The organism is Staphylococcus schweitzeri, assembly GCF_002902405.1.
GTDB classification, from domain to species: domain Bacteria; phylum Bacillota; class Bacilli; order Staphylococcales; family Staphylococcaceae; genus Staphylococcus; species Staphylococcus schweitzeri.
Genome location: NZ_PPQS01000016.1, coordinates 53404 through 72277 on the forward strand (window position 1 = coordinate 53404; position 18874 = coordinate 72277).

14 protein-coding genes are annotated in these 18874 nt (G+C 31.7%); 12 read left to right on the forward strand and 2 right to left on the reverse strand.

Annotated features, from left to right (window positions below):
- Positions 1–120 precede the first annotated feature (120 nt).
- On the reverse strand, positions 121–1191 hold the full coding sequence (gene gdpS / locus CD116_RS03875) for a GGDEF domain-containing protein GdpS (protein WP_047427046.1): 1071 nt from the start codon (positions 1189–1191) through the stop codon (positions 121–123).
- A gap of 317 nt (positions 1192–1508) precedes the next feature.
- On the opposite strand from gdpS, the gene CD116_RS03880 reads away from it, so the two are divergent.
- The gene (locus CD116_RS03880) at positions 1509–2564 is read left to right on the forward strand and encodes a glycosyltransferase family 4 protein (protein ID WP_047427048.1); all 1056 of its coding nucleotides are present in this window, start codon (positions 1509–1511) and stop codon (positions 2562–2564) included.
- 120 nt (positions 2565–2684) lie between these two features.
- On the opposite strand, the gene CD116_RS03885 is transcribed toward CD116_RS03880, so the two are convergent.
- Entirely contained in the window at positions 2685–3326 is a 642-nt protein-coding gene (locus CD116_RS03885) for a YigZ family protein (RefSeq protein WP_047530970.1), read from the reverse strand.
- Positions 3327–3469: 143 nt separating this feature from the next.
- Between CD116_RS03885 and fakB1 the strand changes: the two genes are divergently transcribed.
- The 11 genes from fakB1 to uvrA all read left to right on the forward strand — a co-directional run bounded on the left by fakB1 (position 3470) and on the right by uvrA (position 18866).
- Positions 3470–4336, forward strand: a complete 867-nt coding sequence (gene fakB1 / locus CD116_RS03890) for a fatty acid kinase binding subunit FakB1 (protein ID WP_047530971.1) — start codon at positions 3470–3472, stop codon at positions 4334–4336.
- Positions 4337–4699: 363 nt separating this feature from the next.
- The gene (locus CD116_RS03895) at positions 4700–5782 is read left to right on the forward strand and encodes a DEAD/DEAH box helicase family protein (RefSeq protein ID WP_047551123.1); all 1083 of its coding nucleotides are present in this window, start codon (positions 4700–4702) and stop codon (positions 5780–5782) included.
- Entirely contained in the window at positions 5775–6449 is a 675-nt protein-coding gene (locus CD116_RS03900) for a ComF family protein (protein ID WP_047530973.1), read from the forward strand. Before CD116_RS03895 ends, CD116_RS03900 begins: the two co-directional genes overlap by 8 nt.
- Positions 6450–6509: 60 nt before the next feature.
- The gene (hpf, locus tag CD116_RS03905; RefSeq protein WP_000617737.1) at positions 6510–7082 is read left to right on the forward strand and encodes a ribosome hibernation-promoting factor, HPF/YfiA family; all 573 of its coding nucleotides are present in this window, start codon (positions 6510–6512) and stop codon (positions 7080–7082) included.
- 412 nt (positions 7083–7494) lie between these two features.
- Positions 7495–10026, forward strand: a complete 2532-nt coding sequence (gene secA / locus CD116_RS03910) for a preprotein translocase subunit SecA (RefSeq protein ID WP_047530974.1) — start codon at positions 7495–7497, stop codon at positions 10024–10026.
- Between the two features lie 335 nt (positions 10027–10361).
- Positions 10362–11472 (forward strand): peptide chain release factor 2 gene (gene prfB / locus CD116_RS03915; protein WP_103325188.1). Its coding sequence is split into 2 segments (ribosomal slippage): positions 10362–10433 and positions 10435–11472, totalling 1110 coding nucleotides; the frame shifts between segments, so codons are not numbered across the junction.
- A gap of 408 nt (positions 11473–11880) precedes the next feature.
- Positions 11881–12708, forward strand: a complete 828-nt coding sequence (locus CD116_RS03920) for a COG3942 and LysM peptidoglycan-binding domain-containing protein (RefSeq protein WP_047551127.1) — start codon at positions 11881–11883, stop codon at positions 12706–12708.
- A gap of 167 nt (positions 12709–12875) precedes the next feature.
- The gene (locus CD116_RS03925; protein ID WP_047530976.1) at positions 12876–13526 is read left to right on the forward strand and encodes a YfbR-like 5'-deoxynucleotidase; all 651 of its coding nucleotides are present in this window, start codon (positions 12876–12878) and stop codon (positions 13524–13526) included.
- Complete coding sequence (locus tag CD116_RS03930) at positions 13523–13759, forward strand: CsbA family protein (protein WP_047427074.1); 237 nt, start codon at positions 13523–13525, stop codon at positions 13757–13759. The genes CD116_RS03925 and CD116_RS03930 overlap by 4 nt, the downstream gene beginning before the upstream one ends.
- A 267-nt stretch (positions 13760–14026) precedes the next feature.
- Positions 14027–16012 carry an excinuclease ABC subunit UvrB gene (uvrB, locus tag CD116_RS03935; protein WP_047551130.1) on the forward strand — a complete coding sequence of 662 codons (1986 nt, stop codon included), beginning with the start codon at positions 14027–14029 and terminating at the stop codon, positions 16010–16012.
- Between the two features lie 7 nt (positions 16013–16019).
- On the forward strand, positions 16020–18866 hold the full coding sequence (uvrA, locus tag CD116_RS03940) for an excinuclease ABC subunit UvrA (RefSeq protein ID WP_047551134.1): 2847 nt from the start codon (positions 16020–16022) through the stop codon (positions 18864–18866).
- Positions 18867–18874 lie beyond the last annotated feature (8 nt).

Genomic DNA, 18874 nt, shown 5'->3' on the forward strand with positions numbered 1-18874 from the left:
GTGAGACGCCGGATATGTATGAAGTAATTGCAAGGTTAAAATTAAAATAATAAAAAACTGTTAATCTTTGCTATTGTATCATGGTTTAATAATAGCAAATGATTAACAGTTTTGTCGTTGTTATAAATTGATAATAGGGTTAAACATGACTTTATTTCGTCCTTGATTTTTGGCTACGTGTACCATATCATCTGCATCTTTAAATACTTTTCGCTGTGATTTAGGGTCTTCGTCTGTTAGATAGCCGACACCTATTGATACAGATAATTTAATAACTTCTTTGTTTGGTAAATGAAATGAAGATTTTTCAACTCCTGAACGAATGTTTTCAGCTAATTTAACACTTTGATCTAGTGAGTAATTGTGTATAACTACAGAGAACTCTTCGCCGCCATTTCTAAAAATTTTAAATTGATTTGGTACATAATTTTTAAGTAATTGTGACATTTGTTTTAATACTGCATCACCAGATTTATGTGAATAGGTATCATTGACATCTTTAAAGCCATCGATATCAATTAATAATAACGCAATGCTTTGATGTTCTTTTTCAGCTTTCTGTGAAATTTCATTTAAGTATCTATCGAATTCTTTTACATTGCCTAAACCTGTTAAATAATCATACTTGTCTTCATTTTCATAACGATTAACAAGTGAGAAGAAATGCCATATATCTACAAAAGTTATTGCAGATGCTAACGTGATAATTAATGATATTGGTATTAAAATGATAACTTCAGATAAGTTATAAAGCGGGCTCACTAAAGCAACACCAAATAAAATAATAATTGTGACAACATTAAGAATTAATAATGATAGTACATCGTTTTGTTTTAAAAATGGTCCTATAGCACTTGTTACGGCAGCAATAACGATTAATGTGACACCGTACATAATTGAGTTGTTGAATACTACGACTTCAACAATTGATACAATTAAAGTAGCAGATAATGTATAGACCATATTGGTAAATCTACCTAAAAATAATAAAGGGACGAATGTTAAATGAATTAAATAATCCTCACGATAAGGAATAGGGTAAACAGATAATAATAATGAAACGATTGTCATCAATACTGTGACATAGGCTTTAGAAAAAACCATACGTTTGTTTTCTGAATACTGTAATCGATGGAACAAATAGATTCCAGCGACGATAACAGATATATTGTATATAAATGCTTCGAACATGTCTTAATCGACTCCTTTAATTGACCACTAGCTATTGTAAGTGAAAACTTACATTTTGTCATTAATTTATATATAAAATTAACGTTTAATATAGACTTTAATGTTAAAATGTTGCCTTAAATGATATGATAAAAAAATGAGTAATAAACGATATAAACAAAATGAATCGTATATTTGTAAATATGATATCATTTATTGAGCGAATTAATTTATAATAAAGGCATAAGATATACCTTGAAAGTATATATGACATTCTTTAAAGATTATATTAAATAAATACAACGTTAAAAACAATTAATATCGATGAAGGTGAATAAATGGTTACATTATTACTTGTTGCAGTCACGATGATTGTCAGTTTGATTATAACGCCAATCGTTATTGCAATATCGAAAAGATTAAATCTAGTTGATAAACCAAATTTTAGAAAAGTACACACAAAACCTGTATCTGTAATGGGTGGAACTGTGATTCTCTTTTCATTTTTAATAGGTATTTGGATTGGACATCCTATTGAAACAGAAATCAAGCCACTTATTATTGGTGCGATTATTATGTACATACTTGGACTTGTAGATGATATTTATGATTTGAAACCTTATATTAAGCTTGCTGGCCAAATTGCTGCAGCTCTTGTTGTTGCTTTTTATGGTGTGACCATTGACTTTATCTCATTACCAATGGGTACAACGATACACTTTGGATTTTTAAGTATACCAATTACAGTCATTTGGATTGTTGCAATTACAAATGCAATTAACTTAATTGATGGATTAGATGGATTGGCATCTGGGGTTTCAGCAATTGGACTTATTACAATTGGATTTATTGCGATTTTACAAGCGAACATATTTATTACTATGATTTGTTGCGTATTATTAGGTTCATTGATTGGATTTTTATTTTACAATTTCCATCCAGCAAAAATATTCCTTGGAGATAGCGGGGCATTAATGATTGGATTTATTATTGGATTCCTATCATTATTAGGGTTCAAAAATATTACAATTATTGCTTTATTCTTCCCAATCGTTATTTTAGCAGTACCTTTTATTGATACATTATTTGCCATGATTCGACGTGTTAAAAAAGGTCAACATATTATGCAAGCTGATAAGTCTCATCTACATCATAAATTATTAGCTTTAGGTTATACACATAGGCAAACAGTATTATTAATCTATTCAATTTCTATTTTATTTAGCCTTTCTAGTATTATTTTATATGTGTCACCACCATTAGGTGTCGTATTGATGTTTGTGTTAATTATTTTTAGTATTGAGCTGATTGTTGAATTTACAGGACTAATTGATAATAACTACAGACCGATTTTGAATTTAATTAGCCGTAAGTCTTCTCATAAAGAAGATTGAGAAGTGAGATGGACTTTGGATTAATACTTTATTGGAATTAAAAAAGATAATAAATAAAGCACTAGCATGATCGTGTTACTTCAATTTGCATTTGAAATACACCATCATTTGCTAGTGCTTTTATGTTGTTGGAATATCGAAAGGTAACTGTTTTGTATTATCTTCAGTTAATTCAAAATTACCAGCAGTTATTTGATTTAGAAAATTGATGAAATCGTTGTAGTCAGTTTTAACAACATCGATGTAATAACTAACTTTATCAGTATAAGTTTGATTTCTTAACATAAAATGTGTAGAGGTTAATTCATATTCGAATTTTCCAGTTTGATCATAATTAAGTGTGACAATACAAGGAATGGCTTCACGGAGTTCAACACGTCCAGCATCATAAATGACATCTCTTACGGCACCACTATATGCACGAATTAAGCCACCACCACCTAATTTGATACCTCCAAAATATCTTGTAACAACAACGCATGTATTATGAACATCCAGTTTTTTCAAAATGTCTAACATTGGCACTCCGGCAGTACCTGTAGGTTCACCATCATCATTGGCTTTTTGAATATTCATCTCAGGACCTATTGTATATGCTGAACAGTTATGTGTGGCATCTTTATGTTCTTTTTTTATTGCAGCAATAAATTCTTTAGCGTCATCCTCACTTTGAACTGGTTTAATATGAGCAATAAATCTCGACTTACTAATTATATTTTCAATGGTGTGTTCTTTTTTAATAGTAATGATATTTTGTGTCATAATAACTCCTTAATTCATAAGCTTTAGATTATTTAAACTACATTATACACTGAAAATGACACAACAATAAATCGTTTGATTGCCATTTTCTTTTTAACAGAAATATTGTATCATGACTATGAGTATATTTGAGGAGGACGACTATGAAAATTGCTGTGATGACCGATTCTACAAGTTATCTGTCGCAAGACTTAATTGATAAATATAACATTCAAATCGCGCCATTAAGTGTGACATTTGATGATGGTAAGAATTTTACAGAAAGTAATGAAATAGCAATTAATGAATTTTATAATAAAATGGCATCGTCACAAACGATACCAACGACAAGCCAACCTGCAATTGGCGAATGGATTACAAAATATGAAAAGCTAAGAGATCAAGGTTACACAGATATCATCGTCATTTGTTTATCAAGTGGAATCAGCGGTAGTTACCAATCTAGTTATCAAGCAGGAGAAATGGTTGACGGCGTTAATGTGCATGCTTTCGATAGTAAACTAGCAGCGATGATTGAAGGGTGCTATGTTTTAAGAGCTATTGAACTAGTTGAAAAAGGGTATGAACCACAGCAGATTATTGATGATTTAACTGAGATGCGAAAACATACAGGTGCATTTTTAATTGTTGATGATTTAAAAAACTTACAAAAAAGTGGTCGAATTACTGGAGCACAAGCATGGGTTGGTACATTATTAAAAATGAAACCAGTACTTAAATTTGAAGATGGTAAGATAATACCTGAAGAAAAAGTCCGTACTAAAAAGCGTGCTATCCAAACTCTTGAAAAGAAAGTATTAGAAATTGTTAAGGACTACGAGGAAATAACGTTATTTGTTATTAATGGAGATCACTATGAAGATGGTCAAGCATTATACAGAAAGTTGTTAGAAGATTGTCCGTCAAATTATCAAGTTGCATATTCAGAATTTGGTCCAGTAATTGCAGCACATCTAGGTTCAGGTGGATTAGGTTTAGGATACGTTGGTAGAAAAATAAGGTTAACGTAATTATAAAATTTTACTTGAAGAGTCTACATTATGATTAAAGTTTTAAGTTTAGTATTTTAAGTATTATTATGATTTATCATTTAAATGCTGAAATTCTATAGTTAAAACGTAATAATTATTATATGTAGGCTTTTTTATTGAAAAGAGGTAAATCACATCAAACATTATGGAAAATTAATACACCCCCGAACGCAACTAACGACTGAGGTAATTAAAACAGAAGCTATAGGTATAATAAAAGAAGGGCGATATTATCGGTGCCTTCAATGTGAAAGTAATGAACCTCAACATTTTTATCAATATTACTCGCCAACTCTTTCAAAAATGATTGTGTATTGTCGAAATTGTATCGCACTTGGTCGCATGGATGATATGACAGTTTATAAAATAACAGAGAGTTCTCAGAATCCTTCGCAAGCTTATTATAATCTACCGTTTGAATTATCTGTACAACAAGCATATGCTTCTGAACATATCGTTCGGGCAATTCAGAACCGGCAAACAATTTTGTTATATGCAGTTACGGGTGCTGGTAAAACAGAAATGATGTTTCAAGGTATTCAACATGCAAGACGTCAAGGAGATAACATTGCTGTCGTATCGCCACGTGTAGATGTAGTTGTAGAAATTAGCAAACGAATTCAAGACGCGTTTAAAGGAGAGAATATAGACGTCTTACATCAGCAGTCACAGCAACAATTTAACGGTCATTTTGTAGTAAGTACTGTTCACCAGCTTTACCGCTTCAAAAAACATTTTGATATTATTTTTGTTGATGAAGTAGATGCATTTCCATTAGCAATGGACAATATTTTACAACAAACATTAATTTCATCTGCTAAAGAAATTCACGCAATGATTTATATGACTGCCACACCACCCAATCACCTTTTAGCCAAAATTCCTCGAGATAATATTATTACATTACCTGCACGTTTTCATAAAAAGTCACTACCAGTTCCAAAATTCCATTATTTCAAATTAAAAGAAAACAAAATTCAGCATACACTTTATAAATTATTAATAGAACAAATTTCTAATAATCGATACACACTTGTCTTTTTTAGTAATATAGACATAATGATTAAAACATTCTCGGCTTATAAGAATAAAATTTCAAGATTAACATATGTACATGGTGAAGACGTTTTTCGTTTTCAAAAAGTAGAAAATTTGCGAAATGGAAAATATGATGTCATTTTTACTACAACGATTTTAGAACGAGGATTCACGATGGCTAATTTAGATGTTATCGTCATTGATGCGCATCAGTTTTCTAAAGAAGCATTAATTCAAATTGCTGGAAGAGTTGGACGTAAATTAGAATGTCCTAATGGTAAAGTATTGTATTTACATCAAGGTGTTAGTTTAAGTATGATGCTAGCAAGAAAGGAAATATTTCAAATGAATCGATTAGCTTTAAAAAGAGGTTGGATTGATGAATAAGTGTTTGAATTGTGGTAGAAAAATAAATGAATCTATTTCAATTTATAATTTATTTAAGAAGCCTAATCGATTATGTAAACTTTGCGAGAGTGCATGGGAAGAGATGAAAATCAATAGTAAAGAAAGGCGATGTGTTAAATGTCTAAAATGTTTAAGTGATAAGGAAGAAATATGCTTAGATTGTGAATTTTTAGCAACACATTTTAAATTAATGGAACAATTGTATTGTGGATATAATTATGATGGGATAATGAAAGAGGTTATTCATCAATTTAAGTTTATGAAGGATTATTATTTATGTGAATTGTTGGCACATTTAATTGAAATACCTTCGACAACGTATGATTATATTGTGCCAATACCTTCATCTGCATCAAATGATCAATATAGAACATATAATCCAGTTGAAGAGGTTTTAACAGCGAAAGAGATTCAATTTGAAAAGGTTTTAAAAATGGTTGACAGGCCAAAACAAGCCGGACTATCTAAAAAAGAACGACTTATAGAAGAAAATCCATTTATAGTTGATACAAGTTTAGATTTAACAGATAAAGAAATATTACTCATTGACGATATTTATACAACAGGATTAACAATTCATCGTGCAGGGTGTAAATTATATACTAAAAATATCAGAAAATTCAAAGTGTTTGCGTTTGCACGATAGCGTAAAAATGTTAAAATATAATAAAGAGTTACCAATAAAGAGGTTTAAGGAGAGATTACTATGATTAGATTTGAAATTCATGGAGATAACCTCACTATCACAGATGCTATTCGCAACTATATTGAGGAAAAAATTGGTAAGTTGGAACGTTATTTTAATGACGTACCAAATGCAGTCGCGCATGTAAAAGTTAAAACGTATTCAAATTCAGCAACTAAAATTGAAGTAACAATTCCATTGAAAAATGTAACGTTACGAGCTGAAGAGCGCAACGATGATTTATATGCAGGAATTGATTTAATTAATAATAAACTTGAAAGACAAGTTAGAAAATATAAAACACGTGTTAATCGTAAGAGTCGTGATCGAGGAGATCAAGAAGTGTTTGTTGCAGAGTTGCAAGAAATGCAAGAAACACCAGTTGACAATGAGACTTATGATGATAACGAAATCGAAATTATTCGTTCTAAAGAATTCAGCTTAAAGCCAATGGATTCAGAAGAAGCTGTATTACAAATGAATCTTCTTGGTCATGATTTCTTTGTATTCACAGATAGAGAAACAGATGGAACAAGCATAGTTTATCGTCGTAAAGATGGTAAATATGGTTTAATTCAAACTAGCGAACAATAAATGAAATTTTAAGCACTTGTGTTCTTGCACAAGTGCTTTTTTAAATTCAAAATAGTTAGTTAAATTATTTCGTGATTCACTTATGTAATTTGTTGAATGAAACATAGTGTCTATGCTAATGTTAATGGATGTATATATTTGAATGTTAAGTTAATTATAGTATGTCAGTTTATTGAACAATCCACTTAAATAATCACAAAACACTGATGTTATATTTTATAGGGAAGTATTAATATGTATTGAGATTATATTTGATAGTGATAAACTTGTTATCAATAGAATGTGAATGAAGTTTGTCGTAAATATATTTATATTGATTCCTTAAATGAGTAAATAAGTATAATTTTATAACTATAAATGATAAGATATATTGTTGTAGGCCAAACAGTTTTTAGCTAAAGGAGCGAACGAAATGGGATTTTTATCAAAAATTCTTGATGGCAATAATAAAGAAATTAAACAATTAGGTAAGCTTGCTGATAAAGTAATCGCTTTAGAAGAAAAAACGGCAATTTTAACTGATGAAGAAATTCGTAATAAAACGAAACAATTCCAAACAGAATTGGCTGACATAGAAAATGTCAAAAAACAGAATGACTATTTAGATAAAATTTTGCCAGAAGCATATGCACTAGTTAGAGAAGGTTCTAAACGTGTATTTAATATGATACCGTATAAAGTTCAAATTATGGGTGGTATTGCGATTCATAAGGGTGATATCGCCGAAATGAGAACTGGTGAAGGTAAAACGTTGACAGCGACAATGCCAACATATTTAAACGCACTTGCTGGTAGAGGCGTTCACGTTATTACAGTTAATGAATATTTATCAAGTGTTCAAAGTGAAGAAATGGCAGAATTATACAATTTCTTAGGTCTGACTGTAGGATTGAACTTAAATAGTAAGACAACTGAAGAGAAGCGTGAAGCATATGCTCAAGATATTACTTATAGTACTAACAACGAGTTAGGCTTTGACTATTTAAGAGATAATATGGTGAATTACTCTGAAGATAGAGTTATGCGTCCATTGCATTTTGCAATCATAGATGAGGTTGACTCGATTTTAATTGATGAAGCGCGTACACCATTAATTATTTCTGGAGAAGCTGAAAAGTCAACGTCACTTTATACACAAGCAAATGTATTTGCGAAAATGTTAAAGCAAGATGAAGATTATAAATATGATGAAAAAACAAAAGCTGTACATTTAACTGAACAAGGTGCAGATAAAGCGGAACGCATGTTTAAAGTTGAAAACTTATATGATGTACAAAATGTTGATGTTATTAGTCATATTAATACAGCCTTACGTGCACATGTAACATTACAACGCGATGTAGACTATATGGTAGTTGATGGTGAAGTATTGATTGTTGACCAATTTACAGGACGTACGATGCCTGGACGTCGTTTTTCAGAAGGGTTACACCAAGCTATTGAAGCTAAAGAAGGCGTACAAATACAAAATGAGTCTAAAACAATGGCTTCAATTACATTCCAAAACTATTTCAGAATGTACAATAAACTTGCAGGTATGACAGGTACAGCAAAAACTGAAGAAGAAGAGTTCAGAAATATTTACAATATGACAGTTACTCAAATTCCGACTAACAAGCCGGTGCAACGTCATGATAAGTCAGATTTAATTTATATTAGCCAAAAAGGTAAATTTGATGCCGTAGTTGAAGATGTTGTTGAAAAGCACAAAGCTGGACAACCAGTATTATTAGGTACAGTTGCGGTTGAAACGTCAGAATATATTTCTAACTTACTTAAAAAACGTGGTATTCGCCATGATGTGTTAAACGCGAAAAACCATGAACGAGAAGCCGAAATTGTTGCAGGAGCGGGACAAAAAGGTGCAGTTACAATTGCAACTAACATGGCGGGTCGTGGTACAGATATCAAATTAGGTGAAGGTGTAGAAGAACTAGGCGGCTTAGCAGTAATAGGTACAGAACGTCATGAGTCTCGTCGTATCGATGATCAACTCCGTGGTCGTTCTGGGCGTCAAGGTGATAAAGGTGATAGTCGTTTCTATTTATCATTACAAGATGAATTGATGATTCGTTTTGGTTCTGAACGTTTACAAAAAATGATGAGTCGGTTAGGCTTGGATGATTCAACACCTATTGAATCAAAAATGGTATCGAGAGCTGTTGAGTCAGCACAAAAACGTGTGGAAGGTAATAACTTTGATGCACGTAAACGTATATTAGAGTACGATGAAGTGTTACGTAAACAACGTGAGATTATTTATAACGAACGAAACAGCATTATTGATGAAGAAGATAGTTCACAAGTTGTAGATGCAATGTTACGTGCAACGTTGCAGCGTAGTATAAATTATTATATTAATACTGCTGATGATGAGCCAGAATATCAACCGTTTATCGACTATATTAATGATATCTTCTTACAAGAAGGTGATATAACTGAAGATGATATCAAAGGTAAAGATGCTGAAGATATCTTTGAAGTCGTATGGGCTAAAATTGAAAAAGCATATCAAAGTCAAAAAGATATTTTAGAAGAGCAAATGAATGAATTTGAACGTATGATATTATTACGTTCTATTGATAGTCATTGGACTGATCACATCGATACAATGGATCAATTGCGTCAAGGTATTCACCTACGTTCATATGCTCAACAAAATCCATTGCGAGATTATCAAAATGAAGGTCATGAATTATTTGATATTATGATGCAAAATATTGAAGAAGATACGTGTAAATATATTTTGAAATCTGTAGTACAAGTTGAGGATAATATTGAGCGTGAAAAAACGACTGAATTTGGTGAAGCTAAACATGTTTCAGCAGAAGATGGTAAAGAGAAAGTTAAAGCACAGCCAATCGTAAAAGGTGAACAAGTAGGTAGAAATGATGAATGTCCATGTGGCAGTGGTAAAAAATATAAAAATTGTCACGGTAAATAAATGACATTAATTACTCTTTCCAAGAAAACACAATAAAGTGTTTTGGAAGGGGTAATTTTTTGATATTTAATGAATAATATTTAGTTGGAAATGCTCATGAATTTACATATTTTTATGGCATATTTTATATTAATGTTATAGTAGCTTATAATAACGAAAATTATTATATTGAAGTCTGGGAAGTAAGTAAAAGTGTGACATTCTAATTTCGACGATATAATTTGAGTGCACTTAAATTTCTTATCGTTGTTATTTAACAAATTTATGTTAAAATTTAACATTATAAATTGCACTAGAGTGTGACATTATTTGAATAACAGCTAGGAGCGAAAACTATGGAATTATCAGAAATAAAACGCAATATAGATAAATATAATCAAGATTTAACACAAATTAGGGGGTCTCTTTGACTTAGAGAATAAAGAAACCAATATTCAAGAATATGAAGAGATGATGTCTGAACCGAATTTTTGGGATAATCAAACAAAGGCTCAAGATATTATAGATAAAAATAATGCATTAAAATCAATTGTTAATGGTTATAAAACGTTACAACAAGATGTGGATGATATGGAAGCAACTTGGGAATTGTTACAAGAAGAATTTGATGAAGAAATGAAAGATGATTTAGAACAAGAGGTAATTGATTTCAAATCAAAAGTTGATGAATATGAATTACAATTACTATTAGATGGCCCGCATGATGCCAATAATGCCATTTTAGAGTTGCATCCAGGTGCAGGTGGTACGGAATCACAAGACTGGGCAAATATGTTATTTAGAATGTATCAACGTTATTGTGAAAAGAAAGGATTTAAAGTTGAAACGGTTGATTATTTACCTGGAGATGAAGCTGGAATTAAAAGCGTGACATTGCTCATTAAAGGACATAATGCTTATGGCTATTTAAAAGCTGAAAAAGGTGTACATCGACTTGTTAGAATTTCACCATTCGATTCATCTGGTCGTCGTCATACATCATTTGCATCATGTGATGTGATACCTGATTTTAATAATGATGAAATAGAAATTGAAATCAATCCTGATGACATTACAGTAGATACATTTAGAGCCTCTGGTGCAGGTGGACAACATATTAACAAGACAGAATCAGCTATTCGAATTACCCATCATGCATCTGGTATAGTAGTTAATAACCAAAATGAACGATCTCAAATTAAAAACCGTGAAGCGGCAATGAAAATGTTGAAGTCTAAATTATATCAATTAAAATTAGAAGAACAGGCACGTGAAATGGCAGAAATTCGTGGTGAACAAAAAGAAATAGGATGGGGAAGTCAAATTAGATCGTATGTTTTCCATCCATACTCAATGGTAAAAGATCATCGTACAAACGAAGAAACTGGTAAAGTAGATGCTGTAATGGATGGAGAAATAAGTCCATTCATTGAATCATATTTGAGACAATCAATGTCACATGACTAAATTTTATGACAAACCGAGACCATATTTGGTTTCGGTTTTTTGGTGTATAAATTATAAATATGCATATTTAATGAAGCATTGATTAGGAGAATGGGATTATGAATAAATTAGTATTATTTATTTTTAAATCAAGTGGGTGAGTCTTTTGGTAAAATAGATTTATTTATAGAAAACATGTAGAGTACATTAAGAAATATTACCTATTACTAAATTTAAGACTAGATATAAAGTTTTGAAAGCGTTACCGAATCATTGGGATAGAAATATTTTACACTAAAATGTGTGTTTGTAAGAATTTTATATTGTTAACCATTTGATTACATAGTCATAACAATAGCTTTTGATAAAATGTATTGTGCTATAGTATTTTTATACTTAAAATACTAACAGCAAAGGAATGACAACAAGATGAAGAAAACTTTTACAGTGACAGTTTCGTCAGTGTTAGCTTTTTTAGCTTTTAATAATGCAGCACATGCACAACAACAAGGTTCAGTGGTTAAATCACCAATTAAACATAATTATGTATCAAATGTTCAAGCTCAAATACAATCTCAAACAACATACACAGTAGTACCTGGGGATTCATTATATAAAATTGCTTTAGAGCATCATTTAACATTGAATCAATTATATTCATACAATCCTGGTGTGACACCATTAATTTTCCCTGGTGATGTACTTTCATTAGTACCTCAAAATAAAGCACAACAAGTTAAGGTTATTAAAACACCGGTAAGTAAATCAACTCAAATAGCAAAGTTAACACAGCAACCAGCTAAGCAAATTTCAAAACATGAAGCAACTAAGAAAACGGTTGCTAAATCGGTTAATGTAACATATAAACCTGTGAAAGCACACACAGTAGCATCAACTAAACCAGTTGCTCATTATTACAATAAATCTGTTGCAAATAGAGGTAATTTATACGCATATGGAAATTGCACGTATTATGCTTTTGATCGCCGTGCACAATTAGGTAGAAGTATCGGTAGTCTTTGGGGTAATGCGAACAACTGGAATTACGCAGCGAAAAGTGCAGGATTTAAAGTAGATAAAACACCAGAGGTTGGTGCGATTTTCCAAACTGCTGCTGGTCCATATGGTCATGTTGGCGTAGTTGAATCAGTAAATCCTAATGGAACAATAACGGTATCTGAAATGAATTACGCAGGATTTAATGTTAAGTCAACAAGAACTATTTTAAATCCAAGTAAATACAATTATATTCACTAATTTGATGTTAGATTATCCTCTCAACCTATCTTGTGAAATGGGTTAAGAGGATTTTTTTGTTATAATATTAACGAAGATAAACAATTAAGATATTTAAATAATATTTAATTGAAGGATATGTAAAAAGAAAGTATAATTTATGATTAAATAATAAGGAGGTAATTGAAATGGGCGTACATCAATATTTTAAAAGATTATCAGACATGGAAAAACTTATAAGATTACCTGGAAAATTTAAATATTTTGAACATAATGTTGCTGCACACTCCTTTAAAGTAACTAAAATTGCTCAGTACTTAGCGACTGTAGAAGAATATCATGGGCAAAAAATAAATTGGAAAAGTTTATATGAAAAAGCATTAAATCATGATTTTGCGGAAGTGTTTACTGGTGATATTAAAACACCTGTGAAATACGCAAGCAGTGAATTAAAAAAACTATTTTCACAAGTTGAAGAAGAAATGGTAGAAACATTTATAGAGGAAGAAATTCCATTGCCATATAGAGAAGTTTATAAACAACGATTGCAAGAAGGTAAGGATGATTCCATAGAAGGACAAATCCTTTCAGTTGCGGATAAAATCGACTTATTGTATGAAACATTCGGTGAGATTCAAAAACGTAATCCTGAAGAATTATTTTTTGAAATTTATGCAATGAGTTTAGAAACAATTATTCAATTCGATCATTTAGCTTCTGTACAAGATTTTATTGATAATATCATTCCAGAAATGTTAACTGAAAACTTCATTCCTAAAACAGAATTAAGAGAAACTACAATGAACATTTTAAATAAAAGAAAAGAGGAAAATGAATGATATGGTATATTAGCGCTGCATTCTTTCCGTGTGTCTTAGTAGTGTTATTTAGTGTATTAACTAGAAATAAATGGGTTGGTACAACACTAACGTTGATTTTAATAGGGGCTTCTATATATAAGGAATACTTTCATAATGAGTGGATTATCTTTATTGACGTAGTATCACTATTAGCAGGTTATCTTATAATAGATCAGCTTGAATTTCATAAGCATCAAGATGGAGATCGCTAATTTTAACCTAATGACAATGTTCAAACAAATTAATTGAAACAATAAGGCGATTGATATAAAGTGTATATACTCACAAAATATAACTAGATAAATGAATTGACTAAATGCAAGCATAGTTAGAACAACTATGTTTGTTTTTCTTTGTATTAAAATATTGCGAACAAATGTTTGCTTTTTTGGCGATTATTTTGCTAAAATATGATGTAAGAAAGAGCAAATTTGAACGAGATAAATAAATAACACGTTAAATAGGAGGCGTATGTAACAATGGTTGAACATTATCCTTTTAAAATACATTCTGAATTTGAGCCTCAAGGTGACCAACCACAAGCAATTAAAGAAATTGTACAGGGTATTCAAGAAGGAAAGAGACATCAGACATTATTAGGTGCTACTGGTACTGGTAAAACTTTTACAATGAGTAATGTAATTAAAGAAGTTGGTAAACCTACTTTAATTATCGCACATAATAAAACATTAGCAGGTCAATTATATAGTGAATTTAAAGAATTTTTTCCTGAAAACAGAGTAGAATATTTCGTGAGTTATTACGATTATTATCAACCTGAAGCATATGTTCCATCTACAGATACATTCATTGAAAAAGATGCATCCATTAATGATGAGATAGATCAATTACGTCACTCAGCTACAAGTGCATTGTTTGAGCGTGATGATGTAATAATTATTGCAAGTGTAAGTTGTATCTACGGTTTAGGTAATCCTGAGGAATATAAAGATTTAGTAGTAAGTGTTCGTGTTGGTATGGAAATGGATAGAAGTGAGTTGCTTAGAAAACTTGTAGATGTTCAATATACACGTAATGATATCGATTTCCAACGTGGTACTTTTCGAGTTCGTGGAGATGTTGTAGAAATATTCCCAGCTTCAAAAGAAGAATTGTGCATTAGAGTTGAGTTTTTCGGAGATGAAATAGATCGCATAAGAGAAGTTAACTATTTAACTGGCGAAGTATTGAAAGAGCGAGAACATTTTGCAATATTTCCAGCGTCTCACTTCGTAACGCGTGAAGAAAAAATGAAAGTTGCAATAGAACGTATTGAAAAAGAATTAGAAGAACGATTAAAGGAATTGCGTAATGAAAATAAATTATTAGAAGCGCAACGCTTAGAGCAAAGAACTAATTATGATTTAGAAATGATGAGAGAAATGGGCTTTTGTTCAGGAATTGAAAATTATTCTGTACATTTAACACTACGTCCGCTAGGTTCAACGCCATATACATTATTAGATTATTTTGGTGATGACTGGTTAGTAATGATTGACGAATCGCATGTGACATTACCACAAGTGAGAGGTATGTATAATGGAGACAGAGCGCGTAAACAAGTGCTTGTAGATCATGGTTTCAGATTACCAAGTGCTTTGGACAATAGACCGCTTAAATTTGAAGAATTTGAAGAAAAGACAAAACAGTTAGTATATGTTTCGGCAACGCCAGGGCCTTATGAAATAGAACATACAGATAAAATGGTTGAACAAATTATTCGTCCAACAGGTTTACTTGATCCTAAAATTGAAGTTAGACCTACTGAAAATCAAATCGATGACTTATTAAGTGAAATACAAGCAAGAGTTGAACGAAATGAACGTGTTTTAGTAACAACGCTTACTAAAAAAATGAGTGAAGATTTAACAACGTATATGAAAGAAGCGGGTATTAAAGTTAACTACTTACATTCTGAGATTAAGACATTAGAGCGAATAGAAATTATTAGAGATTTACGTATGGGTACGTATGATGTCATTGTAGGTATTAATTTATTGAGAGAGGGTATTGATATACCAGAGGTCTCTTTAGTTGTGATTTTAGATGCAGATAAAGAAGGCTTTTTGCGTTCAAATAGGTCATTAATTCAAACCATTGGTAGAGCTGCACGTAATGAAAAAGGTGAAGTCATAATGTATGCTGATAAAATGACAGATTCGATGAAGTATGCAATAGATGAAACACAACGTCGTCGTGATATTCAAATGAAGCATAATGAAAAACATGGCATTACCCCTAAAACTATCAATAAGAAGATTCATGATTTGATTAGTGCAACTGTTGACAACGACGAAAACAATGAAAAAGAACAAACTGTAATACCTAAGAAAATGACAAAAAAAGAACGACAAAAAACAATCGAAAATATAGAAAAAGAAATGAAACAAGCAGCGAAAGATTTAGATTTCGAGAGAGCTACAGAACTAAGAGATATGTTATTTGAATTAAAAGCAGAAGGGTGACAAGTAAATGAAAGAACCATCTATAGTAGTAAAAGGTGCTCGTGCGCATAACTTAAAAGATATTGATATTGAATTACCCAAAAATAAATTAATAGTAATGACTGGTTTGTCAGGGTCAGGTAAATCTTCTTTAGCATTTGATACAATCTATGCTGAAGGCCAACGCCGTTATGTTGAATCATTAAGTGCCTATGCACGTCAATTTTTAGGTCAAATGGATAAACCTGACGTTGATACGATTGAAGGATTATCGCCAGCAATTTCAATAGATCAAAAAACAACGAGTAAGAACCCAAGATCTACTGTAGCTACGGTAACAGAAATATATGATTATATTCGTCTGTTATATGCACGTGTAGGTAAACCATATTGTCCAAATCACAATATAGAAATTGAATCTCAAACGGTACAACAAATGGTTGATCGTATAATGGAGTTAGATACACGTACAAAGATTCAATTATTAGCACCTGTCATCTCTCATCGTAAAGGTAGTCATGAAAAGCTAATAGAAGATATCAGCAAAAAAGGTTATGTACGTCTTAGAATTGACGGAGATATTGTTGATGTAAATGAAGTGCCAGCATTAGATAAAAATAAAAATCATACAATCGAGGTTGTTGTCGATCGTTTAGTTGTAAAAGAAGGCATTGAAACACGATTAGCTGATTCTATTGAAACAGCACTTGAACTTGCAGAAGGTCAATTAACTGTTGATGTTATCGATGGTGAAGACTTAAAATTTTCTGAAAACCATGCTTGTCCAATATGTGGCTTTTCAATAGGAGAATTAGAACCAAGAATGTTTAGTTTCAATAGTCCATTTGGTGCATGTCCAACCTGTGATGGTTTAGGACAAAAGTTAACAGTTGATGTTGATTTAGTTGTACCAGACAAAGATAAAACATTAAATGAAGGTGCCATTGAACCATGGATACCCACAAGTTCTGATTTTTATCCAACCTTACTAAAACGTGTTTGTGAAGTATATAAAATTAATATGGATAAGCCATTTAAAAAGTTGACAGATAGACAACGTGATATTTTATTATATGGTTCAGGTGAAAAAGAAATTGAATTTACGTTTACACAACGTCAAGGTGGTACTAGAAAAAGAACGATGGTATTTGAAGGGGTTGTTCCCAATATTAGTCGCCGTTTCCATGAATCGCCATCTGAATATACTCGTGAAATGATGAGTAAATATATGACAGAATTACCATGTGAAACTTGTCACGGACAACGATTAAGTCGAGAGGCTTTATCGGTGTATGTAGGTGGATTGAATATTGGAGAAGTTGTTGAATATTCAATTAGTCAATCATTAAACTATTATGAAAACATCAATTTATCAGAACAAGATCAAGCGATCGCTAATCAAATACTAAAAGAAATTATTTCACGATTAACATTTTTAAATAATGTAGGACTGGAATATTTAACATTAAATAGAGCTTCTGGAACGTTATCTGGTGGTGAAGCACAACGTATTCGATTAGCAACACAGATTGGATCACGATTAACAGGTGTATTATATGTACTTGATGAACCTTCAATTGGTCTTCATCAGAGAGATAATGATCGGTTAATAAATACTCTCAAAGAAATGAGAGATTTAGGAAATACTTTAATCGTAGTAGAACATGACGATGATACGATGAGGGCGGCTGATTATTTAGTTGATATTGGCCCTGGTGCCGGTGAACATGGTGGCCAAATTGTATCTAGTGGTACACCTCAAAAAGTAATGAAAGATAAAAAGTCTTTAACAGGTCAATATTTAAGTGGGAAAAAACGAATTGAAGTTCCAGAATACCGTAGACCTGCTTCAGATCGTAAAATTTCGATTCGTGGTGCAAAAAGCAATAATCTTAAGGGTGTGGATGTGGAGATTCCATTATCAATTATGACAGTAGTAACAGGTGTGTCAGGATCTGGTAAAAGTTCTCTAGTGAATGAAGTATTATACAAATCATTAGCACAAAAAATTAATAAATCAAAAGTTAAACCGGGATTATACGACAAAATTGAAGGTATTGATCAATTAGATAAAATTATCGATATCGACCAATCTCCAATTGGTAGAACGCCACGTTCTAATCCGGCAACTTATACAGGTGTATTTGATGATATACGGGATGTATTTGCGCAAACGAATGAAGCTAAAATTCGTGGTTATCAAAAAGGTCGTTTTAGTTTTAACGTAAAAGGTGGGCGTTGTGAAGCTTGTAAAGGCGACGGTATAATTAAGATTGAAATGCATTTTTTACCTGATGTATATGTGCCATGTGAAGTATGTGATGGTAAAAGATACAACCGCGAAACGTTAGAAGTAACATATAAAGGTAAAAATATCGCAGACATTTTGGAAATGACTGTGGAAGAAGCAACGCAATTTTTTGAAAATATTCCTAAGATTAATCGTAAACTTCAAACGCTTGTGGATGTAGGACTAGGCTATGTTACGTTAGGTCAACAAGCTACAACATTATCTGGTGGTGAAGCACAACGGGTAAAACTTGCTTCAGAGTTGCATAAACGTTCTACTGGTCGATCAATCTACATTTTGGATGAACCAACTACTGGATTACATGTTGATGACATTAGTAGGTTATTAAAGGTATTGAATCGATTAGTTGAAAATGGTGACACTGTAGTTATAATTGAGCATAATTTAGATGTGATTAAAACAGCTGATTATATTATTGACTTAGGACCAGAAGGTGGAAATGGTGGCGGTACGATTGTAGCAACAGGTACGCCAGAAGATATTGCACAAACAGAAGCATCATATACTGGTAAATATTTAAAAGAAGTGCTTGAACGAGATAAACAATATACTGAAAGCAAATAATAATAAAA